At 69.8% G+C, this 26,504-nt stretch carries 16 protein-coding genes; 7 read left to right on the top strand and 9 right to left on the bottom strand.

Annotated features, from left to right (window positions below; genetic code table 11):
* Positions 1-72: 72 nt before the first annotated feature.
* Positions 73-3,264, bottom strand: coding sequence for a (Fe-S)-binding protein (locus H0B43_RS09160; RefSeq protein WP_185728202.1), 3,192 nt, complete (start codon positions 3,262-3,264; stop codon positions 73-75).
* A 624-nt stretch (positions 3,265-3,888) separates the two neighbouring features.
* Here H0B43_RS09160 and H0B43_RS09155 point away from each other — a divergent pair.
* The 4 genes from H0B43_RS09155 (at position 3,889) to H0B43_RS09140 (ending at position 7,079) form a co-directional block, all read left to right on the top strand.
* The gene (locus H0B43_RS09155; protein WP_185728203.1) at positions 3,889-4,335 is read left to right on the top strand and encodes a hypothetical protein; all 447 of its coding nucleotides are present in this window, start codon (positions 3,889-3,891) and stop codon (positions 4,333-4,335) included.
* A 291-nt stretch (positions 4,336-4,626) separates the two neighbouring features.
* A complete protein-coding gene (locus H0B43_RS09150) occupies positions 4,627-5,298 on the top strand; it encodes an ammonium transporter (protein ID WP_185728204.1) in 672 nt (223 codons plus the stop codon).
* 348 nt (positions 5,299-5,646) lie between these two features.
* Positions 5,647-6,387 carry a hypothetical protein gene (locus tag H0B43_RS09145; RefSeq protein ID WP_185728205.1) on the top strand — a complete coding sequence of 247 codons (741 nt, stop codon included), beginning with the start codon at positions 5,647-5,649 and terminating at the stop codon, positions 6,385-6,387.
* Positions 6,384-7,079 carry a hypothetical protein gene (locus H0B43_RS09140; RefSeq protein WP_185728206.1) on the top strand — a complete coding sequence of 232 codons (696 nt, stop codon included), beginning with the start codon at positions 6,384-6,386 and terminating at the stop codon, positions 7,077-7,079. The genes H0B43_RS09145 and H0B43_RS09140 overlap by 4 nt, the downstream gene beginning before the upstream one ends.
* Positions 7,080-7,149: 70 nt before the next feature.
* Here the strand turns inward: H0B43_RS09140 and H0B43_RS09135 are convergent, their stop codons facing one another.
* The 5 genes from H0B43_RS09135 to H0B43_RS09115 all read right to left on the bottom strand — a co-directional run bounded on the left by H0B43_RS09135 (position 7,150) and on the right by H0B43_RS09115 (position 15,335).
* A complete protein-coding gene (locus tag H0B43_RS09135; RefSeq protein ID WP_185728207.1) occupies positions 7,150-8,463 on the bottom strand; it encodes a S1 family peptidase in 1,314 nt (437 codons plus the stop codon).
* Positions 8,464-8,719: 256 nt separating this feature from the next.
* The gene (locus H0B43_RS09130; RefSeq protein WP_185728208.1) at positions 8,720-10,039 is read right to left on the bottom strand and encodes a S1 family peptidase; all 1,320 of its coding nucleotides are present in this window, start codon (positions 10,037-10,039) and stop codon (positions 8,720-8,722) included.
* 113 nt (positions 10,040-10,152) lie between these two features.
* On the bottom strand, positions 10,153-11,328 hold the full coding sequence (locus H0B43_RS09125; RefSeq protein ID WP_185728209.1) for a hypothetical protein: 1,176 nt from the start codon (positions 11,326-11,328) through the stop codon (positions 10,153-10,155).
* A gap of 208 nt (positions 11,329-11,536) precedes the next feature.
* Entirely contained in the window at positions 11,537-13,495 is a 1,959-nt protein-coding gene (locus H0B43_RS09120) for a LuxR C-terminal-related transcriptional regulator (protein ID WP_185728210.1), read from the bottom strand.
* A gap of 7 nt (positions 13,496-13,502) precedes the next feature.
* A complete protein-coding gene (locus H0B43_RS09115; RefSeq protein WP_185728211.1) occupies positions 13,503-15,335 on the bottom strand; it encodes an Hsp70 family protein in 1,833 nt (610 codons plus the stop codon).
* A gap of 362 nt (positions 15,336-15,697) precedes the next feature.
* On the opposite strand from H0B43_RS09115, the gene H0B43_RS09110 reads away from it, so the two are divergent.
* The 3 genes from H0B43_RS09110 to H0B43_RS09100 all read left to right on the top strand — a co-directional run bounded on the left by H0B43_RS09110 (position 15,698) and on the right by H0B43_RS09100 (position 22,583).
* Positions 15,698-19,075 carry an IniB N-terminal domain-containing protein gene (locus H0B43_RS09110; protein ID WP_185728212.1) on the top strand — a complete coding sequence of 1,126 codons (3,378 nt, stop codon included), beginning with the start codon at positions 15,698-15,700 and terminating at the stop codon, positions 19,073-19,075.
* 170 nt (positions 19,076-19,245) lie between these two features.
* Positions 19,246-21,090: a dynamin family protein gene (locus tag H0B43_RS09105; protein WP_185728213.1), complete on the top strand. Its 1,845-nt coding sequence runs from the start codon at positions 19,246-19,248 to the stop codon at positions 21,088-21,090.
* Positions 21,087-22,583: a dynamin family protein gene (locus H0B43_RS09100; RefSeq protein WP_185728214.1), complete on the top strand. Its 1,497-nt coding sequence runs from the start codon at positions 21,087-21,089 to the stop codon at positions 22,581-22,583. The genes H0B43_RS09105 and H0B43_RS09100 overlap by 4 nt, the downstream gene beginning before the upstream one ends.
* Positions 22,584-22,594: 11 nt before the next feature.
* Here the strand turns inward: H0B43_RS09100 and H0B43_RS09095 are convergent, their stop codons facing one another.
* The 3 genes from H0B43_RS09095 to galT form a co-directional block, all read right to left on the bottom strand.
* On the bottom strand, positions 22,595-23,845 hold the full coding sequence (locus H0B43_RS09095; RefSeq protein WP_252190226.1) for a DUF2252 domain-containing protein: 1,251 nt from the start codon (positions 23,843-23,845) through the stop codon (positions 22,595-22,597).
* Positions 23,846-24,016: 171 nt separating this feature from the next.
* Positions 24,017-25,207 (bottom strand): galactokinase, encoded by a 1,191-nt coding sequence (gene galK / locus H0B43_RS09090; protein ID WP_185728216.1) that lies wholly within the window; start codon positions 25,205-25,207, stop codon positions 24,017-24,019.
* Positions 25,204-26,394, bottom strand: a complete 1,191-nt coding sequence (galT, locus tag H0B43_RS09085; protein ID WP_252189841.1) for a galactose-1-phosphate uridylyltransferase — start codon at positions 26,392-26,394, stop codon at positions 25,204-25,206. The genes galK and galT overlap by 4 nt, the downstream gene beginning before the upstream one ends.
* Between the last annotated feature and the right edge of the window lie 110 nt (positions 26,395-26,504).

Here is a 26,504-nt window from a genome sequence, read left to right as displayed (position 1 = left end):
GTGAGTGAGGCCCGACCGACGAAAGAGCGCCCCCACCGATCACGGTGGGGGCGCTGCTTGTCGTACTGCCGGCTAGCTCTTGCGGCCCGGCGCTTTCGCGCCGGCCTTGAAACCGAGTCCGCCGGGCTTGGCCTGCGGCGGGGCTTGCGCCGCGCCGTTCGACCCGTCGCCGTTCGACTCCTCGACCTTCGGAGCTTCGACCTTCGGCTCTTCAGTCTTTGGTGCCTCCGCCTGTGGTGCTTCGGCTGCCGGAGCCTCGGTCTTCGGTGCCGCAGCCTTGGGAGCCGACTTGCGGGCTCCGGGAGCCTTGGCGCCGCTCTTGAAACCCAGTCCACCGGCCTTTGCCACCGGGGGAGCCTTCGGCGCCTCCGCAGCCGGGGCATCCGGAGTTGCAGCGGTGTCGGCGACCGGAGGCTCGGCAACCGGGGGCTCGGAAACCGCCGGCTCGGCCGGTACGTCCGCGGGAGCGGCCTTCGCGCCGGGAGCCTTCGCCTTGCCCTTCATCTGCAGTCCCTTACCGGGAGCCTTGGCCCCGGACGCGAGCCCGAGTCCCTTCGGCTTCGCCGCGGGAGCGTCCTGAACAGGGGTTTCCGCTGCGGGAGCTGCTGCGGCCGGTGCGTCGGCAGCCGGAGCGGCGGCCTTCGCGCCGGGAGCCTTGGCGGCACCCTTCATCTGCAGACCCTTGCCGCCCGGTGCCTTCGCGCCGCTGGCGAGCCCGAGACCCTTCGGCTTGGGTGCCTCCGCCTCGGGAGCCTCTGCTTCGGCAGCCTCGGCCGGAGCGGGAGCGGCCTTCTTGGCGCCGGGAGCCTTCGCCCCACCCGCCATGCCGAGACCCTTGCCCGGAGCCTTCGCTCCCGGAGCTTTCGCGCCGGGTGCCTTGGCCAGGCCCTTCATGGCCAGACCCTTGCCCGCCGGAGCTTCGGTGGCGGCCGGCGTCGCGGCGGCCTCCTCGACCTCTTCGACGCGCTCCTTCTCCACCACCTCGGCCTTTGCCTCCGCTGCCACGGGTGTGGCCGGCTTCTCGCGGGGGATGACCTTGATGTTCTCGGTCAGCTTCTCGGGTTCGAGACGCGTGATGGACGAGAGCATCAGCTGGGCGACGTCCACGACCTCGACGCCCTCGCCCTGGCCCGACTCCTGGCGAGCGGTGACACCGTCGGTGAGCATGACGCGGCAGAACGGGCAGCCGGTCGCGATCTTCTTCGGATCCGTGCTGAGCGCCTCGTCGACCCGGTCGATGTTGATGCGCTTGCCGATGTTCTCTTCCATCCACATGCGGGCGCCACCGGCACCGCAGCACATGGACCGTTCGCCGTGACGCGGCATTTCCTTCAGCTTCGCGCCGGAGGCTTCCATCAGCTCGCGGGGAGCGTCGTACACCTTGTTGTGGCGTCCGAGGAAGCACGGGTCGTGGTAGGTGATGTCTTCGCTGACGGACGCGACGGGAATCAGCTTCTTCTGGCGGACCAGGCGGTTGAGCAGCTGGGTGTGGTGAACCACCTCGTACTCGCCGCCGACCTCCGGGTATTCGTTGCCGAGCGCGTTGAAGCAGTGCGCGCAGGTGACGACGATCTTGCGCTTGCGCTGCTCGACGCCGTCGAAGACCGAGTTCAGCAACTCGATGTTCTGCATGGCGAGCTGCTGGAACAGGAACTCGTTGCCTGCACGGCGAGCCGAGTCACCGGTGCACGTCTCGTCGGCGCCGAGCACCATGAACTTCACGCCCGCGGTGGCGAGCAATTCCGCGACGGCCTTGGTGGTCTTCTTCGCGCGGTCCTCGTAGGCGCCGGCGCAACCGACCCAGAATAGGTACTCGTAATCCTCGAAGCTGTCTGCATCCTGGCCGAACACCGGGATGTCGAAGTCCATCTCGCTGATCCAGTTGAGACGGTCCTTGGAGTTCTGACCCCAGGGGTTGCCCTTGTTCTCGAGGTTCTTGAACAGGCCGGCCAGCTCGGACGGGAACTCCGACTCGATGAGCACCTGGTAGCGGCGCATGTCGATGATGTGGTCGACGTGCTCGATGTCGACGGGGCACTGCTCGACGCACGCGCCACAGTTGGTGCAGCTCCACAGCGTCTCGGCGTCGATGACCGGAGCCAGCTCGCCTTCGACGGTCTCGCCCACCAGCTTCCGCTCCGCCTCCTGGCGTGCGGCCTCGGGGATCGCGGCGAGCTTGGCCTCGTCCACGGCGCCGTCGCCGTTCACCAGGCCGACCTCGTCGCCGCCCATGTCCTTGCGTCCACCTGCCAGCAGGTACGGAGCTTTCGCGAAACCGTGGTCGCGCAGCGAGGTGATGAGCAGCTTCGGGGACAGTGGCTTGCCGGTGTTCCAGGCCGGGCACTGCGACTGGCATCGACCGCACTCGGTGCAGGTGGAGAAGTCCAGCCAGCCCTTCCAGGAGAAGTCCTCGATGTTGCCTGCGCCGAACGTGTCGGTGTCCGGGTCGGCGTCCTCCATGTTGATGGGCTTGCCACCGGACATCATGGGCTTGGCCGCGCCGAGGGCGACGTCGCCGTCGTCCTCGCGCTTGAAGTAGATGTTGAAGAAGGCCGCGAACCGGTGCCAGGCGACACCCCAGGTGATGTTGCGGCCGACGACGTAGAGCCAGATCATGCCGGACATCAGCTTGATGAACGCGAACACCGCGACCATGTTCGGGCTCGCGGGCAGCAGCTTCGCGAGGTTCATGGTGAAGAAGTCGGTCCACGGGTTGGAGTGGCCGTAGGTGGCGATCTTGCCGGCCTTCACGAAGATCATGCCCAGGCCCTCGATGAGGACGACGGCCTCGACGAAGTAGGCGGCCCGGAAGTCGGATCCGCCGAACCGGGACAGCCGCGCGGGAACCCGCGGGTGGTTGAGCTGGCGGATCACGATCAGCGTGGTGATGCCGATGACCGTGCCGAGCCCGAGGATCTCGTCGATGAAGTGGTAGACGGCGGTGTTACCGACCAGCGGCCAGTGGAACTCCGGGTCGAACGTCTGCCCGTAGGCCTCGAACCAGACGATCGCTCCGAGCATGAATCCGACCATGACCAGCCAGTGAGCCCAGCCGACGGTGCGGAACTTGGTCATGCGGGTGTGCGCGATGAACTCGATGCACATCTGCTTGAAGCGCGGGAAGAAGGGACGCCATCTGTCCGGGGCCGACTGGCCGATCCGGACGACGTTGACCATCTTCCATGCGCCTGTGATGAAGGAGAACCAACATACGAGGCTCAGCAGCACGCCGATGGTGCCCAACGTGATCGTCAGGGCATTCATGTCGCGGCCTTTCGTTTCAGGGCGGCAGGGCGGCCACCTCGGGACTGCTCGTGATCCTAACGCTTGCTAAGTTACCGGCTAGTAACTTGACTAGTCTACCTGTGGGTAACTTACCGACGTTCAGGAGCATTTGCGCAGCTGGGGGGCCGATGCGGCATGTGGCGCATGCCACATTCGGACTTATCTGTTCGCCACGTTAAAGGGTCGCAATCGCGGCGTTCACCGAAGGTCGCCCTAAGTTCCGGTCGGTGGCGCCCGCGGGGTGGCCGGACCGACTCGAGCATGCATCGCATTTCGTTCGAAGCGTCACGAATCCGACGCGATAGTGTCGCGTCGGGATAACGATCGGCAAATTCGAGTTTGCCCGTCCGGCGACGCTTCGGAATTTATCTGGAGTGGTCAATTCGAGGCCGGAAACTTGCGTGAATTTCACCATTGCAAGGGGGCTACCAGGCGGTAACTTAGGGTCCGGATGAAATTTTCGTCAATGGACAATTCGGCCGTGATTCCGCTGTTACTCTGAGCGTGTTTTTCCGACCCGGCCAGCGGCCGTGCGGGGAGGGCCGAGCGGTGCACTTCGATCAACCAGTTACTTCGTCGGGACGTTCCTGAAATGAGGCATCAATGATCGTGAGAAGAGCTGCAGTGACGGCAGGCATGGCGGTGGCCGCCATGGGTCTGGCTGCCGGAGTCTCCCACGCAGGACCGGCCCTCGCGCCAGCGCCCGCGGCGCCGGCCGTGACGACCACGGCACCGGCGGTTCTCCCGCTGCCGTTCCACGATGTCGCCTCCCGTGAGGAGAACGACAGGGCGTTCGCTCAGTTCGGTTCCCAGGTCGGTATCGCCGTTACGGTCGGAAGTCTCGTCGGAACCATTGCAGGTGCCGGAATTGGTTGTATCGCAACAATTCCCGCCGGTTGCGTCGCGGGGCTCGTGACCGGTGCGGGCATCGGTGGAGTCATCGGAACCATCGTCGCGGGTGGTCCCACCCTCGGCGTCAGTGCCTACCAGTTGTGGGAGACCTACAACGCCGCTCCCGGCACCTCGATCTACGCGGACCGCGTTCAGTAGTCCCCATCGATTCGCTGCTCGGCCCCGTCGCGCCTGTCCGCGGCGGGGTCGAGTTGTGAGACAGCCCTCACGAGGAAACCGACCGGTTCCCCGCTTTTGGCGAAATAACTACATCTATACCTGGTGTCATTCTCCGAAATCGGTCGCGATTCCGTATTGGAGGCGCATTTCACAGCCCTTCGCCGTCTATTGTTTCGACCGCCTTTCTCGAGTTGAGTCTCAATTGGGATCTGCCGCAGCAGCAAGTTACTGTTTAGCAGCGGATAGGCCTGGAACTTACAAGGGGAACTCATGAAGTTGCGTCGAGTCGTTACGGCATCGGCTTTGGTGGTGAGTATCTTCACCGCGGGATCGGCGCTTGCAACTGCTGATCCGGTTGAGCCTCAGGGGCAGATCGGCTACGAGACTCGTGTGGAGGACCGTGCCGTCGTCACCAAGATCGACGCCGGTGCATTCGTCGTGTCGTCGGATGGTCAGTCCGTTGCGCTCGAAGATGCAGCAGGTAATTCCGTCCTCTCGCTTCCGCTCGCCTACCGGTTGGACGATCTGCAGTTCCCGTTCGACGAGAAGGTCAGCGAAGACGGCAGAACTCTCACGCTGACGCCGGTTACCGATCGCGCCAGGGCCACGCCGATCGCAGACGCCGATCTCCCGCTCAATGACGTGGCCTCTGTGGAGGAGAACACGAGGGCGCAGGCGAACTTTGGCCAGCAGCTCACGCTGGCGACCGCAGTGGGTGGCCTGGCGGGAACCGTCGTCGGAGGCGCGATCGGGTTGGTCGGCCTGATTGCAGGGCCCGTAGCGCTGGCAACCGTCCCCGTATTTGCGGCAGTGGGGGCGATCGCTGGAACCGTTCTCATCGGTGGGCCGACTCTTGTCATCGCGGGCATCCAGCTCGCCCAGACCTTGACGGCGCCCGATGGCACCACCATCTGGGCGAAGAACGACAAGAGCGCGAAGTAGCAAACCTGCAGGGCAAACGCCCAGGAGAGGTGTGAAAATCCATGGCAGAGCTGTTTGGCATACTGGCCGACATTTTCGGGTACGTGGTCACGATCGTGACTGTCGCGCCGAAGCTGTTCTGACGACCTCGCGCGATGTAGGAAGGCGCTTCGCATCACAAGGTGGGTGAAGTAGCCCCAACCCGTAGTAGCTCCGCACCGCCCGTCCTCCTTCCGGAGGGCGGGCGGTGCGTCGTTTTCCGAGATCCCGGAAGTGAACCTCGTCACAGCGACTGAGGCGACCCGCCTATTTTCCCATGCTTAGGCTAACCTTCGTCCGTCAATAGCGCTGCTCTCGGAACGGATCTCGATGAACCTTCGACGGTTTACTGCCACATCCATACTCGTCGTCGCGGCGATGGGCGTCGGAGCGGCCACCGCCTACGCCGATCCGGCAGTCGCACCGCAACCGGGCGCGGAACAGGGCATCCCGAACATCAACTACCAGACCGCCCGGGACGGCGACGCCGCAGTAGCGACCCTGGACGCCGGCGCCTTCTCGATCAACGCCGCCGCCGGCACCGTCGACGTGATCGACGACGGCGGCCGCGTCGTCGCGTCCATCCCCACCTTCTTCCGGGTCGACGACCTGCAACACCCCTTCGAGGTGGCGGTCGACGCCTCCCGGAGCGTCCTTCGACTCGTCCCCGACATGGATCCGGCGGCCGCGACCCCCGTCCCCGTGTCGGAACGGCTGACACTCGACGATGTCGCCGCACCGGTGGACAAGGCGGAGCGCGACGATCGCGCACTCGACGACTTCCAGCAGCAACTCGGCATCACAACCGCGATCACCGCGATCGTCGCCGCCATCATCGGTGGGGCGATCGGTTGCGCGGTCGGGGTCATTCCCGGCACGGCGGCGCTGGTGGTTCCGTTCCTCGGACTGGCCGGTCCGGTCGCGGGGTGCATCGGAGGCGCGCTGATCGTTGCTCCCGTCGTCGCTCTGGCGGGCACCATCGTGGTCGGCGGCGGTGCTCTCGTGGTGCTGGGCATCCAGTACTTCAACACGATCAACAGCCCGTTCGTCGCACCGGCGCCCGCCGCATGAGCGGCCTGCCCGCTCGGAATCTCCGATCCCTCACCGGCGCAGCGGTCCTCGTCGTCGCCCTCGGGATCAGCGCCGGCACCGCACACGCCGCACCGTCGACGCAGAATGCGTCGGACATCGGTTACGCGGCGCACGCCGAGGGCGATTCGGTGGTCACGTCGATCGACGCCGGTGCCTTTCGGATCACCGACGCCCGGGACGCGATCGAGGTGGTGGACCGCAGCGGCAAAGTGGTTGCGGCACTTCCGCTCACGATTCGGCTGGGTGATGCCGTCTATCCGATCGACGCAGTCCTCGCCGGACGGACCGCGACGCTCACCCCGCACGTTCCCGCCGACGTCGCGTCGTCACTGAAGTCGGTGGCGCAGGACGGATTCGACACCCAGGACGAGCGTGACGACGTCGCGCTGGCCGACTTCAACAGCTACCTCGGTTACGCGACACTGATCGGCGGGCTGATCTTCGGTGTGATCTTCGGAGTCGTGGGGCTCGCGGTCGGCTGCGGGCTGTTCGCCGTGACGGTGATCGGCACCCCGGTCGGGTGCCTCGGCGGGCTGATGGCGGGATTCGCCGCCGGCGGGCTTGCCGGAACCATCTTCGTGGGCGGCGCCGCTCTGGTGATTCTCGGAATCCAGTACCTCGTCACCATCAACACGCCCTTCGTGCCGCCCGCCCCCGACCCGGCGGCCTGATCGGACTCCGACGAACACTACGGCCCGCCTCCTTCGAGAAGGAGGCGGGCCGTAGTAGTCGTTGTAGCGGTTACGAGGTGCGCACCCGCAGGCCCGGATTCTCGGCCAGCACCTCGTTGATCGGCGTGGCGAACAGTTCGGGACTTTCACCGAGGACGAACGTGACGACGTCCGCGACCCGGCAGACCGGGTACTGCCCCACGTTGGAGGCGCTCGAGATGCCCAGTGCCAGGGTGCCGGTGACGATGGTGCCGCCGCTGTCGCCCTGCAGGGCACACATGCTCGTCGAGAAGCTGTCGGCGAGGGTCCGCTCACCGACGGAGACGGTCTGGGCCACGGACGTGACCACACCGCACGTGAAGCCGGTGGTCAGACCCGACTTGCACACGGGGGCGCCGACAATCGGGTCTGCGGTGCCGGTGATGGCGACCGGCGCCGCGCCGGGAACCCGGACGCCGTTGTTCTCGAACCGGCGTACGGCACTGTCGTCGGCCCGGATGATCGAGTAGTCGTGAATATCGAGGCTGGTCTTGGCAAATGTGCCGATCCGCGGTCCGGTGCCGCCGCCGGGGAGCAGCGAGAACGCCTCCGAGGCCTCCGACGTGCCGGCTGCTGCCAGGTTGGGGTCGCAGTGCCCCGCCGTGATGTTCACCGGACGGCCCGAACCGTCGCTGCCGTTGAAACCGAGCGAGCAGCGCAGCCCGACGCCGCCGCCGAGCGAGCCGTACGCGTCGCCGCCCAGCAGGGAGTCGGCGGGAAGCGGCTCGGCGATGGGGGCGAGGTCGGTGGACGGCAGCGGAGCGGCCGTTGCAGGCGACTGCACGACGCGGGCACCCTTCAGGAAGTCCGGAAGCTGCAATCCGCCCACGTTGTCGGCGCGGAGCACGAGATCGTTGTTCACGATGTCGATGGCCACACCGCGCACGAGATCCGCGACGGCGGGCGGCTGGGTGTCCAGCCAGCCGTCGAGCGACTTCACCTGCGCCTGCAGGCTGCTCTCGCTCTGCGCCACATCCTTCACCTGGAAGCCGGCCTTCTCGGCGGCGGCGACGGCGGCATCCTTGTCGGCGCCGTCGGCGAGCCCGACGATCGGGGTGCCGGCGTTGTCGAGCCAGGTTCCGGCGAACGCGTCCGGGAACTGGGTGCGGGCGATCTTCGCGAACTCGGCCAGCTTCTGGCCCAGCTCGGAGTGCTCCAGGTACTGGTCCGGGCTCAGCGACAGATCGCGCTGAATCGCGTCGATCAGTTCCGCGGGCAGCTTGGCGGCCTGGCCGGACGCTCCGGGCTCGACCGGATCAGCCTGGGCGGCGGCAGTGACCGGACCGAGGAGCAGCAGCGCGGCGGAGCCGAACACGGCGGCACGACGTGCGATGGAGCTTCGCATGGGGGCCTTTCTTCGTTTGTTTGTTCGCAGTTGCCTCGCGGGCGCATACGAATACGACCCCCCGACAGGTAAGGCCGTACACAGTCGGAGTCGACTATATGGGTTCGCCCCGCCTATTCCCACCTGTAACACTCTCGGCGGACGACGCAGCAGGACAAAGCGGACAGGAGTTCCGAAATATCGCCGACGCCACGAACACGAATGCCCGGTGTCCAAGCGAACGGACACCGGGCATTCGGGGGTCAGCGGCGGAGAACTAGTCGGAAACGGTGCGCACGCGCATCCCGGATCCGACCGTGTCGACGATGTCGGCGATCGGGACACCCAGGCTGGCCGTGCCACCCTCCGGTGCCAGCACCAGGTTCGCCTCGGTGCAGTTGGGGGCGCCACTGGCATTGGAACCACTCGTGATACCCAGCGCGAGGGTTCCGGTGACGATGGCCCCGCCGCTGTCACCCGCGAGGGTGCAGGCCGTGCCCGCGAAACCGTTGATCGTGCGGCTCGAACCGTCGGAGACGAACAACTGCGTCTCGACGTGATCGGCGGCGACCACGCCACACGTGAACGACGACGTCTGACCCGACTTGCAGATCGGGGCGCCCACGACGGGGCGGGCGGTGCCGGTGATCTCCAGCGTGGTGCCGTTCGCACCGCGGACCGCGGGACGGTCCAGGCCGGCCTTGACGCCCGCCTCGTTGAGCTTGATCACCGAGTAGTCCAGCTTGTCGGCCGGATTGCCCACCGAGGACCGCGCGAACGTTCCGATCTGCTGGCTGTCGTCGACGTTCTGATGATTCGGGAGGAAGACCGGCGACGGCTCGCCCTCGGCGGGGTTGCAGTGTCCGGCACTGATGTTGACCGCCTGGCCGCTGTCGTCCACAGCGTTGAAGCCGAGCGAGCACACGGAGATCTCCGAGATCGGCGTCTTCGCCAGCTCACCCGCGGAGGTGATGTAGGTGTCACCGGCGAGGGGGCCCTTCTCGACCGGACCGCCGCCGCCGGGGCTCAGCATGACCTTGACGTTGGCGAGCAGCGTCGGCAGGTTCAGGGCCTGACCGGCGGGGCTGTTGACGACGTCGATGACGACGCGGTTGTCGAGTACGTCGATCGACGCGGAGTTGACCTGGGAGGCCACATCCTTCGGCAGTCCCGCGATCCAGCCGTTCACGTCGGAGAGGGTCTTCTCCAGGCCGTTCGCGGACACCGGAGCGATGCGGGTGGCGTACCCGGCCTTGGCCGCGGCGTCGGCTGCCTCGCTGGTGGTGACCGCGACGACGGGCTGGCCGTCGAGGCCGATCCAGGCGCCGGCGAAATCGTCGGGATGCTGCTCCCGGAAGTCCTGTGCGTAGCTACCCAGCTCCTGTGCCTTCGCGGCGCGGTCGAGGTACTCCTGCGGGCTGATCTTCAGATCGCGGGTGATGGCCTCGACCAGCTCGGCCGGCAACTTGTCGGCGCTCAGCTGAGTGGCGTCGGTCTGCGTAACAGGTTCGGCCTGGGCGGCAGTGGAGAACGGAAAGAGAAGAAGCATTGCCGAGGCGCCTACAACAGCGGCGCGGTGCGCCAGCACGTTACGCATGAAATCCCTTCTGCACGGAATCCGTTCACGGAGGGATTCCTTCTGGGGTGGGTATCAGCGCCCCACCTTAAGCTACGACCCGGTCGGCCCGCCGAGGAGGTGTGAGAGGAGCCTCACTCACCTGGGGTTATCAGCGCGGACCGCTGCTGCGGCGGCGGCGGTGTCGTCGTCGTCTTGATGATCGCCGCCGCGGACTCCGTCTCCGTCTCCGTGCTCGTGGTCGTCTCGGGAGGGGTCGTCGTCGTGGTGGTGGTGGTCGCCGCGGTCGTCGTCGTGGTCGTCTGCGGAACCGTGGTGATCGACGGGAGAGTGATCACCGGAGTCGACGTGGGCGGGGGCGGGGGCGGAGGCACGAACGGGGTGGTCGTCTCGACCGGCGCCGGCGGGGGAGCGACCGGGACCGGAATCCGCTCCTCCGTCGTCAGCGCAACCTCCTGCGTGCTCGCAGTCGGGAAGACGACGGATCCGACCGTGGTGGGCCGGGCGCTCGACGTCGTCACCGGCGCGGTCTGAGCGTCCTGTATCGACGGGACCTCGGTGCTGCCGTGGCCGGTCAGCGCGAACGCGAGCGTCCCACCCGCCAGTACCAGCGCGGCCGCCGCGACTCCCGCGATGATCAGCGGGCGACGGTTCGTGCGTGTGACGGGCGGAGTCGGCGCGCTCGCCGGAGCGGAGGCCTCGGTCGCGGCAGGCGGGAACGCATCGGAAGCGGCGGCGACCGCGGGCACCGCCGTGACCGCAGAGTACGCGGTGTGCAACGGGGCCTCGACGACGGGAATCGACTCGGTGTCCGCGCTCGTGTCCTCGTCGGTGAGCGCCAGCCCGGCCGCCAGCAGCGCCGCACCGTGCGCGGGGGACTCCGCCGACGCCGTCAGCGCCACCGACTCCGCGATCAGAGTCGCCTCACCGAGACCCATGTAGTCGAGCGATTCGCGCAGCTTCGTGACGATCTCGGGCGCCCAGCCCGACGGGTGGGTGGCGGTGACCTTCACCGTTCCGGTCAGACCGTCCGAGGCCTCCCGGAACAGGCAGAACATCGCGGTCGCGACGAGATCCTCCGCCCGGGTCAGCGAACCCGCGTACTCGATGCCCGCGGGTTCCCCGACGCGGGCGAGGAAGTCACGGACCGCGCCCGTCGATTCCGTCCCGGGGTCGCCGAGCTGTACCGTCCCGTCCGGGGCCGTGAACAGGACGGACGGATGTTCGATCGTCCTCACGTCGGTTCCGGACGCGGTCACCACCGCCGTGGAAACCGAATCGCCGACGGTGAGTCCGACTCCGGTGGTCATGGAAGATCCTTACTGGCACGGTTCGAGGGGTGCATCATCGCACCATGTGCACAGTGTGTCGCCCGCTGGAGGCGAATGGTTACATGCGGTGCCTGTGAGTACTTGTCGACCGCCCCCGCACTCAGCCCGGTCACACTGCATCACACTCGACCACCACCACCGGGGGCGGTGGTGCGCCCGTGCCTGTGAGTACTTGTCGACCGCCCGGTTAAGAAGTACTCACAGGCGGCGGAGACGCAGTTCCGTGGCCCATCGCCCGCAGCATCGACAGCAACTCCGACCGCGACCCGGCACCGAGGCGGCGCCGGATGCGGGCCACGTGGTGCTCGATCGTCTTGGCGGAGATGTAGAGACGTGACCCGATCTCCCGGTACGTCAGGCCCTGCACGAGCAGTTCGGCGACCTCGGCCTCGCGGTCGGTGAGTGATCCCGGCGTGCCGGGGCTCGACACGACCGTCGAGTCGGAGGCGGTGCCCGCGGACGTCGGCTGACGGAGGGCCCGCGCGACCTGGAGCAGCGCGGTCGCGACCTTCGTGTCCGAGGCGCGCAGCGCCGCGTCGCCCGCGAGGCGGGCACCGTCCCACGGCAGCCCGATCCGGTCGAGGGTGCGGGCAGCGTCCTCGACGGAGGCGGCGTCGATATCGCCCTGCAGCACGCGCAGCCAAGCGCGACCCGCGGTCGCGAGCCCCGACGCGTACGTGCTGACCTTGGCGGCCTCGCCGAGTGCGCGCGCGTGCGGCATCAGGTCTGCGGGACATTCGGCGAGGATCGACGCCTGCACGCCGTACCAGTGCAGCGCCGACCCCCACATCGCCGGTTCGCCGAGCGTCCGCAGCAACGACTGCGCGTCCTCGACGAGGTGGGTGATCCGGGCGGGTTCGCCGACGCGGATCGACGTCAGCCACAGTTCGCCGAGGGGCAGGAGGCTGAGCAGGTCCACGGAGTACTCCGCGAGGACGCCCTGCGCTCCCGACCAGGCCTGGAGGAGTGCGGCGTTGTCGCCGGTGCGCCGGGCCAGGCCCACCCGCAGGCCGTGGACGAACAACAGGTCGCGCTGCTGCATCGACGCGGCGTCGAGGTCGTCGAGCCGCGACTGCGCGGCGGTCAGGTCGCCGCGGACCATGGACGTCCAGGCGGTGAGGAGCTGGTGCCGGTTCGCGGTGACACTGCCGGGTCGGTCGGTTTCCCGTGCCCGGGTGAGGACGGCGTCCGCGTGGGCGAGTTCGCCGCAGTGGAGGGCGGCGAGGGCGGTGATCGCGGCGGGGGAGTCGGGCAGGATCCGGGGCCGGGACGCGCGGCCGGGCAGCGACAGTGCCCGGGTGAGGGAGTTCAGCGCCGCGTTCGCGGACGCGGTCACCGACTGCACGAGTCCCGTCGCGACGAGGGCGGCGCCGGCGGTGGCGGCGGTGGGCGGGGCGCCCGCGCTCGTCGCGAGGACGGCCTCGGCGTCGTCGAGGCGGCCCGCGACCACCAGGACCGAGGCGGCGAGGGAGGCGTCGGCGCCGGCGCGGTCGGCGCCGAGCCACGCGTACAGTTCGGCGCTGCGGTCGATCATCCCGCAGTAGGCGGCGCCGGCGGCCGAGATTCGGACGGCCGCAGCAAGTTCCGGACCGGCGACGGATTCGGATCGTTCGAGGACCGAATCGGCGAGGCCTACGGCGGTGTCGAGGTCGCCGTTCAGTGCGCAGGCCTCGGCGTATGCGACGACGGCGGTGTCGCCGAGACTGCCGACCCGGCCGGCGTCTGCGTACAGTGCGACGGCGGCGGCCGGTTCGGCGAGTTCGGCCTGAGCACAGAGGAATTGACTCAGTTCCGCGCTGGGTGTTCCGGTCGCGGCCACCGCTCGTGCGACGGGAAGCGTGAGCGTCCCGCCGTCGACGTGATGGGTGAGCAGCCGGCGGGCCAGCGTGTGCAGCCGGTTCTCGCCGACGATGGTCCTGAGATGTTTCCCGTCGGCGCGGACGAGGGTGTCGCGTCCGTCGACCCAGCCGTCCGCCCGGAGTGAGTCGATGGCGGCACGGGCACGATCGGGTTCGACGTCGAGAACCTGGGCGATCACGGACTCGTCGAGGTCGCTACCGAGCAGAACCAGTGCCAGCGTGGACAATTGCGGGCCGTCGAGCTCCGCGAGTTCCGTGGGGGGAAGCGGTGAGGGCAGCGTGGACACCGGCGCCCTATCCGCCGTTGCCGAGGACGCCGGGGACCAGACCGGTGACGCCGCCGACGACGCCGCCGACCGTGTCGCCCACTCCGGTGACGGTGTCGCCCACTGCGCCGGCGCCGCCGACGATGGTGTTGGCGATCGCGGCGCCGCCGTCCGTCTGCGGCACGCTCGGAGCGGGCGCAGGAGCAGGGGCCGGTGCGGGGGCCGGTGCAGGAGCCGGGGCGGGTGCGGGAGCCGCGGCCGCGGGGGCAGGAGCGGTGCCCGGCGCTGCCGCCGGCGGTGCGGCGACCGCCGGTGCCACGGTGCCCGGGGGGACGGTGCCGGGTGCGGCGACCGGGGTGACGACTCCGGCCGCGGTGCCGGGTGCGCCCGTCGCGGCTGCGACGCCCGCGGCGTCGGTGCCGGGAGTCTCGCCGCCGGTCGCGGCCGCCTCGGCCGGAAGACCGGACGTCGGGGCCGTGCCCGCCGACGTGCCGGACGACTGCGAGGTGGTGGAACCGGAGCTGGACGCCGGTGCGATGTCGAAGGCGGTGCCCAGCGACAGCCCGCCGGCGGCGAGGAGAGCGATGGCCGCGGCCGACGCGGTGATGATCCCGGCCTTCTTCTTGCGCGACATCCCGGTGGGGCCGGGCTCGGCGAGGGCGGGCGCGGGAGTGCGGGCGGCGAGGACCACGGTGTCGGCGTCCGTCGCGACGTCCGGGGTGACCGCGGATGCTGCCACGGCCGGCGCCGCGGTCGGTACGACCACCGGCATGCGTGCGACCGTCGGCGCGGCGGCGTGTCCCGCGACGGTGTCGGCGGCGATCAGGGCCGCACCCAGTGCGGCCGTCTGGGCGGGACGTTCGGCTGCGACGACGGGAACCCGCAACTCTGCGGACAGCAGTTCGGCGACCAGCGGGATCGAGGCGCTGCCCCCGGTGAGGACCACCTGCGTCACGTCGCTGGATTCGAGGCCGGCGGCGTGGATGCTCTCGCGCACCAGCGTCACCGATTCCAGCAGCGGTTCGCGGATGAGGTCTTCGAGTTCCGAGCGGACCAGCCGCACGTCGGTGGAGATGCCGGGCAGTGCGATGGCGATGGTGGCTTCGGTGTCGGACGACAGCGCTTCCTTCGCCGCGGTGCAGCGGGTCCGCAGCCTGGTCAGCGCGGCGACGGTGTCGGGGGCGAACGGATCGATGTCGCCGAACTCCTCGGCGACGTTGCCGAGGACGTACTGCATGGTGGCGTGGTCGAAGTGGGCGCCGCCGAAGTCCTCGGACCGCATCGGCTTGCCGAGCACCCCCGTCTCGGTGCCGTGCGCGTCCGAACGGAACAGGGTGATGTCGAGCGAGGTGCCGCCGAGGTCGTAGATCACGGTCAGGGCGTCGCCGAGTGCGCCGCGGGTCTGCTCGAGCCACGTCATCACCGCCTGCGCCTCCGACACGAGGGTGGCGCCGGCGACGCCGGCCTGCTCGAGCGCGTCGGCGAGGACCCCGACCGTGTACGGCGGCCAGACGGTCGGGTGGGTGACGACCGTGGTCGGGAGTCCGTGCCTGCCCGACGCGGCCTCGTGCACGATGCAGCTGACGGCCGTGGCCACGAGATCTTCACCGGAATACGTCGAGCCGTCGTCGGTGAGGATCCCGACCGGGTCGCCGACGCGGTTCGCGAAATCGGACACCGTCACCGCATCCGGTTCCCCGACGTCGTCGCCGAGTACCGGCGCCCGGTCGGGGGAGAGGTGCAGCACGCTCGCGCGGGACAGCACGGTGAGGTCGGTGGCATCCGTCACGGCCGCCCCGTCCGTGTCGACGGCGGCCACCGTATTGACCGAACCGACACCGATGCCGAGCGCTGCAGCCATGTTCCACTCCTGTGGTCCGGGCGGGCGTCACGCCGCCGCCTGTGTCAAACGGTCGATGCCGCCGTCGTATGTGACGGCCGAGGCCGTCGTGGTCACTCGAATTGTCGCGTGCGGTGGCCGTTTCGTTACGCCGACGTCGCTGGTCGACGGCAGTTACGGGGCCGATCCCCTAACGGCCCCCCATCCCCTAACGGGGAGGGCCCGACCCCCGGTGGGAGATCCCCGATACCGGGGACCCCGAGTGGGGGGCGCCGCCCCGTTGGGCTGGGGGCCGACGATCCATAACGTGTATTTCACTCGCCGTCACAGCAGTTGTGGTGGCCACCCGAACTCCCCGATCCACGAGCACAGGAGAGATTGCCATGGCTACCAACGCCGTCCTCGACTTCATCCTCGGCCTTCTTCGCGACGAGCAGGCGGCCGCGGCCTACTGCGCCAACCCGACCGATGCGCTGTGCGCCGCCGGCCTGCAGGGTGTGAGTCACGCCGACATCGTCGCCGTCGCTCCCCTGGTCGCGGAGTCGGGATTGTTCGCGGGCAGCGGAGCCGATCTGGCCGCGATCGTGGGCGCCGGTGCGAATGTCGTCCATGACGTCGCCGGCGGTATCGGCGCGGGTGTCGGTGGCGGCCTGGGCGGCGGCCTGGGTGCGGGCCTCGGTCTCGGCGGTGGCCTCGGCGGGGCCGTCGGTCTCGGTGCGGGCGCCGGCCTCGGCCTCGGCGCCGGCCTGGGCGGCGACTTCGACTTCGCCGGGGAACTGGCAGCTGGTTTGAGCGCCGCTCTCGGTGCGGCCCTGGAGATCGGCGGCGAGATCGGTGCACAGCTCGGCGCAGCACTGGGTGCTGCCCTCGACGCGGCCCTCTCCCTCACCGGTGGCCTCGACCTCGGCAGCGCCCTCGACATCGGCACCGTGGTCAGCGGCGCCCTCGGCGGCGCCCTCGGACTGGGTGCCGACGTGACCGCGCAGCTCGCCACCACTCTCACCGCGGCCATCACGGCACTGCCGGTGCTCAACGTGGCCGGTGGTCTCACCGGGATCCTCGCGCCCGCACTGTCGATCGGCGGCGACCTGGGCGCCGAGCTGGGTGCGGCACTCGGTGCCGCGCTCGGCAGCGTCGTGGACCTGGGTGGCAGCCTGGACGGCGACATCCTCACCGGCGTCGCCGGCGGCCTGGATCTCGGTGCCGTTCTCGGAACGACCCTCGGGAGCGTGCTCGGTGTCGACGCCGGTCTCGGTGGCGCACTGGGTGGTGCGCTCGACGCGGCCATCGGTGCCGGTGGCGGATTGGGTGCCACCCTCGACGGCCTGCTCGGCGGTGACCTGCTCGGTGACGTCGCCGGTTCGCTCGGCGGGGTGCTCGGTACCGACCTCGGTGCGGTCCTCGGTGGCGCGCTCGGTGGTGTTCTCGGTGCCGGCGGCGACCTGAGCGCCGACCTCGGTGGGGCGCTGGGCGCGACCCTCGGTTCGATCGCGGATCTGGGCGGCGGGCTGGACCTCGACGCGATCCTCGGTGCGGGCGGCAGCCTCGGCGGGGCGCTGGGCGGTCTGCTCGGTGGTGAACTCGGAGTGGGCGGCGACCTCACGGCCGGTCTGGGTACCGCGCTGGACGCCGTGCTCGGTGCCGGCGGCGGACTCGACCTCGGCGCGGTGCTCGGTACCGACGCCGGCCTGGGTGGCGCGTTGAGCGGCATCCTCGGTGGTGTTCTCGGTGCCGGCGGCGACGTCAGCGCCGACCTCGGCGGCGCGCTGGGCGGTCTGCTCGGCGGCGCCCTGGACCTGGACGGCGGCCTGGGCGGCGCCCTGTCCGGCGCACTCGACAGCGGACTGGGACTGGACGCCGCACTCGGCACGGTCCTCGGCGGCGCACTCGGCCTGGACGGTGGCCTGGCCACCGAACTGGGCACCACCCTCGACGCCGTGCTCGGCGCCGGCGGCGTGACGGACATCGACCTCGGCGGCCTGCTGGGCGGCGGCCTGGACCTCGGCGCCGGCCTCGGGCTGGGCGGCGACCTGGGCCTGGGCGGAGAACTGACGTCGGAGCTGACGACGGCGCTGAGCGGGGCCCTCGGCCTGGGCGGCGACGCCGGCGCGAACCTCGGAACCGTCCTGGGTGGCGCGTTGGAGAGCGGGCTCGGGCTGGGCGGTGTCCTCGACACCGGTGCCGATCTGGGCACCACGATCAGCAGTGCGCTCGGTGGCGTCCTCGGAGTCGACGGTGACGCGACCGCCGGTCTGGGTGCGGCGCTCGACGCGGTCCTCGGCGCGGACGGCGGGATCGACCTCGGCGGCGCGACCGACCTCGGTGGCCTGCTGGGCGGGGCGTTCGGTGCCGGCGGCGCGGCGGGCGCGGACCTCGGTGCTGCGCTCGGCGGAGTGCTCGGCGGCGCACTGGAAACCGGCGGCGCCCTCGACCTCGACAGCGTGCTCGGCGCGGAGGGCAGCATCGGAAGCACCCTGGGCACCGCTCTCGGCGGCGTCCTGGGAGCTGACGGTGGCCTCAGCGCGACCCTCGGTTCCGCACTGGAGACGGCACTGGAGGCCGGTGGCGGACTCGATCTCGACTCCGCTCTGGACGCAGACCTGGGCCTCGATGCCGCGGCCGGCGTGGGTGGCGCCCTGGACGGTGCGCTCGACGCGGGCACCGAACTCGCGGGTGGCCTGACGGGCGGCGTCGACGGCGCGCTCGGCGGACTGCTCGACGCCGGCAGTGAGCTGACGGGCAATGTGGGCGGGGCGGTCGGCGGCGGTGTCGCGGGCGGCGCCGACGCGGCGGCCGGCATCGGTGCCGGTGTCGCGGCAGGTGTCGGCGCGGTCGCCGACGCCGGGGCGGACCTGGGCGGCAGCCTCGGAACCAACCTGGTCGGCGGACTGGACACGGCCGGTGGCCTGGGCGCCGGTCTGACCAGCGGCCTCACCGGCGGTCTGGGTGGACTCCTCGACACCGGTGCGGGCCTCGGCTCGGCACTGACGGGCAGCGTCGGCGGTGCCGTCGACGCGGTCGGCGATGTCGGTGCCTCGGTCGGCGCGGTCGCCGATGCCGGTGCGAGCCTGGACGCAAATCTGGGCGGCGCCCTCGACACGGCGGCTGACCTGGGCGGCACCGTCGGTGGCGCTCTGGACACGGCCGCGAACGTCGGCGGAAGCCTCGGCGGCACGGTGGACGCGGCTGCCGGCCTCGGCGGCGGCGTCGCCGGTGGAATCGAAGGCGGCGTGGACAGCGCAGTGAACGCCACGGCCGGCCTGACCGGTGGCCTGGACGCCACCACCGACGCGGCCGCCGACCTCGGCGCCGGACTGTCGGGTGGTGTGGGCGGACTCGGATCGCTCGGCACCTCGGTCGGAGGCGCACTCGACGGTGCCGTCGACGGAGCGGTCGACGGGGGAGCTGCCGTCGGCGGCGCTCTCGACGGCGCAGCGTCCGCCGGTGGATCGGTCGCGGGTGGCGCTTCCGCCGGCGCGGACGCCACTGCGGATGCCACCACGGGCGGTTCCGCGGACCTCGGTGCGGTCGGCGGGATCGTGACCGACACCACCGGGTCGGTCGCAGGCGGCCTGGGGTCCACCCTGGGCGGCGCCGTCGACACCGGAGCCGACACCTGGTCGTCGATCGACGCGGACAACGCGTTCGGCGCCGACTCGGGCCTGCACGGTGCCACCGATGGCTCGCTGTTCGCCGACACCGACTCCTCGGTGGACCTCTCGCACGACGTCACGGGCGTGGTCGATCACCTCGAGCCGTGACGAGACGGCGGTTCCGGCATCCCCCAGACGGGGCGGCCGGAACCGCCGTACGATGTAACGAAATCAGCCCCGGACGCGTTATGCGTACGGGGCTGTTTCACACAGTCGGGTGTCGGGGTACCGAACAGGTGCCCGCACGAGGTCGGAAGAATTGCGGGTCAACGAAACTCATGGACAGTGCAGCCGCCCAGAAGAGTCCAGCCGGGTCGCAGTCGATGACGGCGCTGCTCACGCAGGCCCTGGGCGTGGCCGAGCGGTTCGGTCGCGGTGACCTCGCGAAGCGGCTCGATTCGGCCCGGACCCGGGTCCAGGACCCGCGGATGCGGATCGTGGTGGTCGGGCCGCTCAAGCAGGGCAAGAGCCAGTTCGTGAATTCCCTCCTCAACCTCACCGTGTGTTCGGTGGGGGACGACGAGACGACTGCGATCCCCACCGTCGTCCAGAACGCCGAGACCGCGTCGGCGGAACTCGTCCTCGCCGATCCCGGCGCCGACCCCATCCGCGTGCCCCTGCCCCTCGACGAGCTGAACGGCATCACCCCCGCCTCGCCGCGAGCCGAGGGCCGGGAGGTCCTGCGGGTCGAGGTCAACGTCCCGAGCCCGCTTCTCGCCGACGGGCTGGTCCTCGTCGACACGCCCGGCGTCGGTGGCGCAGGCAACCCGCACGCCGCGAGCACACTCGGGTTGATTCCGGCGTCAGACGCCGTGTTCGTCCTCTCCGACGCCAGCCAGGAATTCACCGAACCGGAGCTCGGGTTCATCCGTCAGGTCACGAGCCTGTGCCCGTCGGTGGCGTGCCTGATCAGCAAGACCGATCTGTACCCGCACTGGCGTGACATCGTCGGAGCCGACCGTGGGCACCTCTCGCGTGCCGGTCTCGACGTTCCCCTGATCCCGATTTCGTCGGTGCTGCGTTCGCACGCGCTGCGACTGCAGGACGAGGAACTCAACACCGAATCCGGTTTCGTCGAGCTGTACGCGTTCCTGCGCGACCGGGTGGTGGCCCGGGCCGAGGCGAACACCCGCCGGGCCGTGTCGCTGGACGTGTCGTCGGCGGCCGAGCATCTCACCCTGGGAATCGGTAGTGAGCTTGCCGCCCTGCGTGATCCGGCGAAGGGTGCCGCGGCGGTGGCCGAACTGCAGAAGGCGAAGGCCGCCGCCGAGGAACTCCACAAGAAGACTTCGCTGTGGCAGCAGACGCTCGGCGACGGCATCGCCGACCTCGCCGCGGACATCGACCACGACCTGCGGGACCGGTTGCGTCGCGTCACCCGGGAGGCGGAGGAAACCGTCGACGAGGGCGACCCCGGCAAGGACTGGGATGCGCTGGGACAGTGGCTCGAGCAGGAGTTCGCCACCGCGATCGGCGACAACTTCGTCTGGGCGCACGACCGCGCCCTGTGGCTGGCCGAGGTGGTCGCGCAGCATTTCGCCGAGACGGGCGCCGTCGAACTGCCGCACCTCGACGTCGCGAACGTGGACGGGGTGCTCGAACCGGTTGCCTCGCTCGCTGACCTCGAAGCGGGCCGCATCGGCATCACCCAGAAGGTCCTCGTCGGTATGCGGGGGTCGTACGGTGGCGTGCTCATGTTCGGCCTGATCACCACCATGATGGGCATGGCCCTGGTCAATCCGATCTCGATCGGCGCCGGCGTCCTCCTCGGCACCAAGGCGTACCGGGAGGACCGGGAGAGCCGGATCCTGAAGCGGCGGGCGGAGGCGAAGGCCGCGATCCGGCGTTTCGCCGACGACGCCAGCTTCCAGGTGGGCAAGGAGTCGAAGGACCGGCTCCGTTCGATCCAGCGGCTCCTGCGCGATCATTTCACCGCGATCGCGGAGCAGGCGCTGCGCTCGATCAACGACTCGTTGCGCGCGGCGCAGGAGGCGGCGAATCTCGAGTCCACCGAGCGGACCCGGCGGATCGCCCAGCTCGAGAAGGATCTGCACGTCGCGTCCGCCCTGAAACAGCAAGCGGCGCAACTCGTCGAAGGTGACGCGGGAGCGGTCACGGCATGAGCGCCGCTCCGTTGCACGACGCCCGCGAGCTGATCGCGTCCGCCCGCCGGCTGTACGCGGGAAGTCCCGAGATCCGGGATCAGCTGACCGAATGCGCGCGTCGCCTGGAACAGCCGTTGCGGGTGGCCCTGGCCGGTTCGCTGAAGGCGGGCAAGTCCACCCTGCTCAATTCCCTGGTGGGGCAGGACATCGCGCCCACCGACGCGACGGAGTGCACCCGGGTCGTCACGTGGTACCGCAGCGGCTCGACGCCCACCGTCACGGCGTGGTACCAGGCGGACCCGGGCACCGGCGCTCAGCGTTCCGCGAACGTGCCGGTGCTGCGCCGCGACGGGCATCTCACGTTCGACCTGGGCCACCTCACCGCCGATCAGGTGGACCGCCTGGACGTGGAGTGGCCGTCGTCCGCGCTTGCGCACACGACGATTATCGACACCCCCGGCACGTCCTCGCTGTCGCGGGACGTCTCGGCCCGCACGCTCGAGATGCTGACCCCCGACAACGAGGCGTCCGGCGCCGACGCCGTGGTCTACCTGCTGCGCACGCTCAACGCGACCGACGTCCAGTTCCTCGGTCAGATCGGCGACCACGTGGGCGACGAGTCGGGGCCGCTCGGTGTCGTCGGTGTGGTGTCGCGGGCCGACGAGGTGGGGGCGGGCCGCCTGGACGCCATGATGTCCGCGAAGGAGGTGGCGTCCCGGTTCGCGGGCGAACTCGAGCGGACCGGGCTGTGTCAGGCCGTCGTCCCCGTCGCGGGTCTGCTGGCGCTCGGTGCCCGCACGATGCGGCAGGCCGAGTTCACCGCGTTCCAGCATCTGGCCGAGGTCCCGGTGGACGATCTGAACCTGGCGATGCTGTCCGCCGACCGCTTCGCGCGTGCGGACAGCCCGCTGCCCGTGGACGCGCGGATGCGGGCCCAGCTCGCGGACCGCTTCGGGCTCTTCGGGATTCGGATGGCCGTCACGCTGATCCGGTTGGGCACCAAGGACTCGCCGACGTTGGCGGCCGAGCTGGTGGAACGCAGCGGACTCGACGAGTTGCGCCAGGTGATCGACATCCAGTTCGGTCAGCGGGCCGATCAGTTGAAGACGCACTCGGCCCTTGTGGCACTCAAGCGGGTACTCACGACACATCCCGTGCCGGGCGCGAGCGAGATCCTGCTGTCGGCCGAACGACTGCTCTCCGACGTGCACGGGTTCCAGGAGCTGCGGCTGCTCGGGCGGCTGCGGTCCACCGAGGTGGGACTGCCCGCCGACGACGTGGCCGAGTTGCAGCGCCTGATCGGCGGCTTCGGGATCCAGATCTGCGAACGACTCGGCACCGACGGCGACGACTCCGTCGAGTTGCAGCGGATGCGGGCACTCGCCGCGGTCCGGAAGTGGCGCGAACGGGCCCGGCATCCGCTGCTCGACCAGTTCACGGCGCGGGCCTGCACCGTGGCGGCCCGCAGCGCGGAGGGTGTGCTCGAGGAGCTGAACACGGTCCGCCTGTAAGACCGTCCGTGTCAGGTCGCGGACACGCCGGTGATCTCACCCTCCCGGAACGCGTTCACGAACAGCTGGTGATCCCTGCGGCTCACCTCGGCATATTTGATGCCGAATTCGACGATCTCGTCGACGAATTCGTCCAGCCTGCCGTCGAGGACACTGCGGACGGCGTCCTCGGTCTGAAACGTGACCAGCGTCTGGTCACTGTCCTCGTCGGAGACGCAGTGCACCTTCGCGGTCGCCCGGCCGAGATCCTCGAGCACCGGCGTGATGTCCTCCGGCTCGGTGAGATCGGACCAGTCCAGGTCCAGTTCGTACGGGGAGAGTTCGGCGACCACGAAACCGGTGCCGTCGATCTCCGTGTAGCCGAGCAGCGGATCCGTGTGAACCTGCAGGGCCCGCTGACTCACCGCGGTGCGATGACCTTCGTGCTCGAAGTAGCCGCGGACGGCGGGTTCGTCGACGATGCGGCTCGGTGCGGCGACGTTGCCCTGTTTGAGGGAGAGCACGATGTCGTTCTCGAGGGCCTGCGTTGTCCCTTCGATGAGCACGTTGTACGCGGGCAGGCCGGCGCTGCCGATCCCGAAGCCCTTCCGCCCCACCACGTCCTTGATGCTGTAGAACACCGGGCGGGCGGACCGCTTGCTGCGCGGGACCCTCTCGACGTACGTCTCGACTGCCTCGCAGACCGTTGCACGTTCCGCCTCCTCCAGTTCGCGGACCCCGCGGCCGCGGCGGAAGTGCCGGTCGTAGTCCTCGAGCACCGTGACCGATTCGAGCAGACTCACCCGCGTGGACAGGCGCGCGCTCAGCAGGAGATCGTGAATGGCACCGCGCGAATTGTCCAGGCGCAACGCATACGCCTCGTCCGCCTCTTCCCGCGCATACTGCAGGACCTGCTCGACGTAACTGCGCAGATACGTCTCGGCCAGCGCCCGGACGTCCTTGTCGGGGAGGGCCTTCTGCCAGCCCATCAGGGCCAGACTCGCGACGAAGCGACGAAGATCCCAGCTGAAGTGCCCCACGTACGCCTCGTCGAAATCGTTGACGTCGAAGACGAGGGTGCCTTCCGAGTTCATGTACGTGCCGAAATTCTCCAGGTGAAGATCGCCGTGAATCCACACCCGGCCGGTGCGCTCGTCCGCCCACGGATCGTCGAAGTTTCGCAGATCGTCGTAGAACAGGCAGGCGCTGCCGCGGTAGAAGGCGAACGGATCGGCGGCCATCTTCCGGAATTTCGTGCGAAACGCGCTCGGGTCCGCCTCCATCAGGTCGGCGAAGGTCTCGACGAGGACCTCCACGATCCGCCTCTGCCGCGCAGCATCGGTGTCGTCCACACCCGCCTCCTTACCGCGGCAGACCAGTCACGACCGCTTTGCACCACGGTACGTCCACGCTCCAGCGGGATTCCTAGATTTCGCTCCAGTGGTACGGGACGTTCAGAGTCGGTGGGCCGAGCCCGACGGCTCGGCGGATAGGAACTGCGGTGTGGGCAGGGCGGCGGATTCGGCCCGGCGGACGACGTTCTCGGCGACGGCGTCGACCCGGTCGGCGGGCACGAGGGCGATCGCGGAGCCGCCGAAGCCGCCCCCGGTCATCCGCGCACCCCAGGCGCCTGCCGCCAGCGCCGCGTCGACGGCGGAATCGAGTTCGACGGAACTGACCTCGTAGTCGTCCCGCAACGACGCGTGCGAACGGTTCAGGGCGTCGCCGGTGTCGGCGATCCGGCCGCGGTCGAGGAGTCCGGCGACCTCGGTGACACGCCGGATCTCGGTGAGCACGTGCCGGGCCCGGGCCGCGGCGGGGGAACCCAGCGCCGCGACGGCGGTATCGGCGTCGTCGACGTCGCGCAGGGTGGCGACGCCGAGGTCGGCGCAGGCCTTCTCGATGGCGGCGCGCCGGTTGCCGTACCGGCCGTCGACCAGCCGGTGCGGTGCGTTGGTGTCGATGACCACCAGCCGCGCGCCCGCGGAGTCGAAGTCGAGCGGGACGTGCCTGCTCGCGCCGTCCCGGCAGTCGAGAAGTACCGCGTGGCCGGGGCGGGCGAGCATCGCGACCGACTGGTCCATGCCGCCGGTGGACGCGCCGGCGATCTCGTTCTCCGCGAGGATGGACGCGGTGATCAGCGGCCGGCGGCCGGACTCGTCCGTGGGCAGTCCGGCGAGGTCGGCGACGGCGAGCGCGAACGCGCACTCGAGCGCGGCCGAACTCGACAGCCCGGAGCCGACCGGGACCGTCGAATGCACTGCCACGTCGAAACCCGTTCCAGCCGTGAGATGCCCGGACCGGCGCAGCGCCCACACCACCCCGGCGACGTACGCGGCCCAGCCGGACGGATGGCCCGGGCCGACACCTGCGAGCGAACCCTGCCAGGACTCGTCCGTGTGCGTGGACACGGCGCGCAGGATCCCGTCGCCGCGCGCTCGGACGGCGACCACGGTGACGTAGGGGAGGGCGAACGGCAGCACCAGCCCGCCGGCGTAGTCGACGTGCTCGCCGATGAGGTTGACCCGGCCGGGCGCCGCCCAGACGCCGTCCGCGGCGCCACCGAACGTGCTGCGGAACAACGACTCCGCGGTGCCGCCGACGGCATGGACGTCGACGGGGGCCACCCACTGCGCCGCATTCACGACGCCACCTCCCGCAGCCGGTCGGCGATGCGCTCGGGCGTGGTGTCGTTGACCCACGCCCCCATCCCGGATTCGGAGCCGGCCAGGTACTTCATCCGGCCGGGCGATCGCATCATCGAGAACAGTTGCAGGTGCAGCCGCCCCAGCGGGCGGTCCTCGCCGACGGGCGCCTGGTGCCAGGCCGCGATGTAGGGCACGGCGTCGACACCGTCGAAGAAGCGCTCGACCCGCCGCAGCAGTTCGAGATACACCTCCGCGAGTTCGTCGCGCTCGTCGTCGGTCAGTTCGGCGAGGTCACGGGTGTCGCGGTGCGGTGCGAGATGCACCTCCAGCGGCCAGCGCGAGGCGGCCGGAACGTAGGCGGTCCAGTGTTCGCCCGCCAGGACCACCCGCCGGCCGGAGCGGCGTTCGGCGTCGAGGACGTCGGCGAGCAGCAGTCGCCCGGTGCTCTCGAAGTGCTCGCGGGACCGCCGGATCAGCGCGTCCGTGCGCGGCGGCAGATACGGGTAGGCGTAGATCTGCCCGTGCGGATGGGTGAGGGTGACACCGATTTCCTTGCCCCGGTTCTCGAAGCAGAACACCTGCCGCACCCCCGGCAACGCCGACAGTTCGGCGGTTCGGTCGGCCCAGACGTCGACGACGGTGCGGACCCGGTCGACGCTCAGGGTGGAGAATGCGGCATCCGGGTTGCTGGTGAAGCACACCACCTCGCACCGGCCCGCTCCCGGCGCCAGTGGCCACAGCGCCTCACCGTCGACGCAGTCCGGGAGGTCCTGCTCGGCGGCGGCCGTCGCGAGCGACGGGAAGCGGTTCTCGAACACCACCACGTCGTAGTCGCCGGCCGGAATCTCCGTGGGCGCCTTGCCCGGCCGGCTCGGCGCGAGCGGCGACGCGTCCGGCGGCGGCAGGAACGTGCGGTCCATCCGCTGCGCGGCGATGACCACCCACTCCCCGGTGAGCACGTCGAAACGCATCTGCGACTGCGACACCGCGGGTGGCAGCGGACGCGAATCCACCAGTTCCCGGGTGGCACCGCCCGACACGTACGGCTCGGAGTCGTCGAAGTAGAGGAGTTCGCGGCCGTCCGCGAGAGTCGTCCGAGTCTTGCGGATCCGGAGCCGGGAGACGGTCACCCGCGCAGACGATCGGTGAGGGGGTTCGTCGCCCGCGATGTTCGCTGAGTCCATATCTCATTCTGTCGACTGTCGATCGAAAGTCAACACAAGTGCGCGTCTGTGCAAATCTGCGGCCGTTGCCAAGAAATGGCGATGAAAGATCTCGTCTCGGGCGGTGGACC

Source organism: Rhodococcus sp. 4CII (assembly GCF_014256275.1).
GTDB lineage: Bacteria > Actinomycetota > Actinomycetes > Mycobacteriales > Mycobacteriaceae > Rhodococcus_F > Rhodococcus_F wratislaviensis_A.
This window is presented reverse-complemented; position numbering and strand designations above follow the sequence as displayed.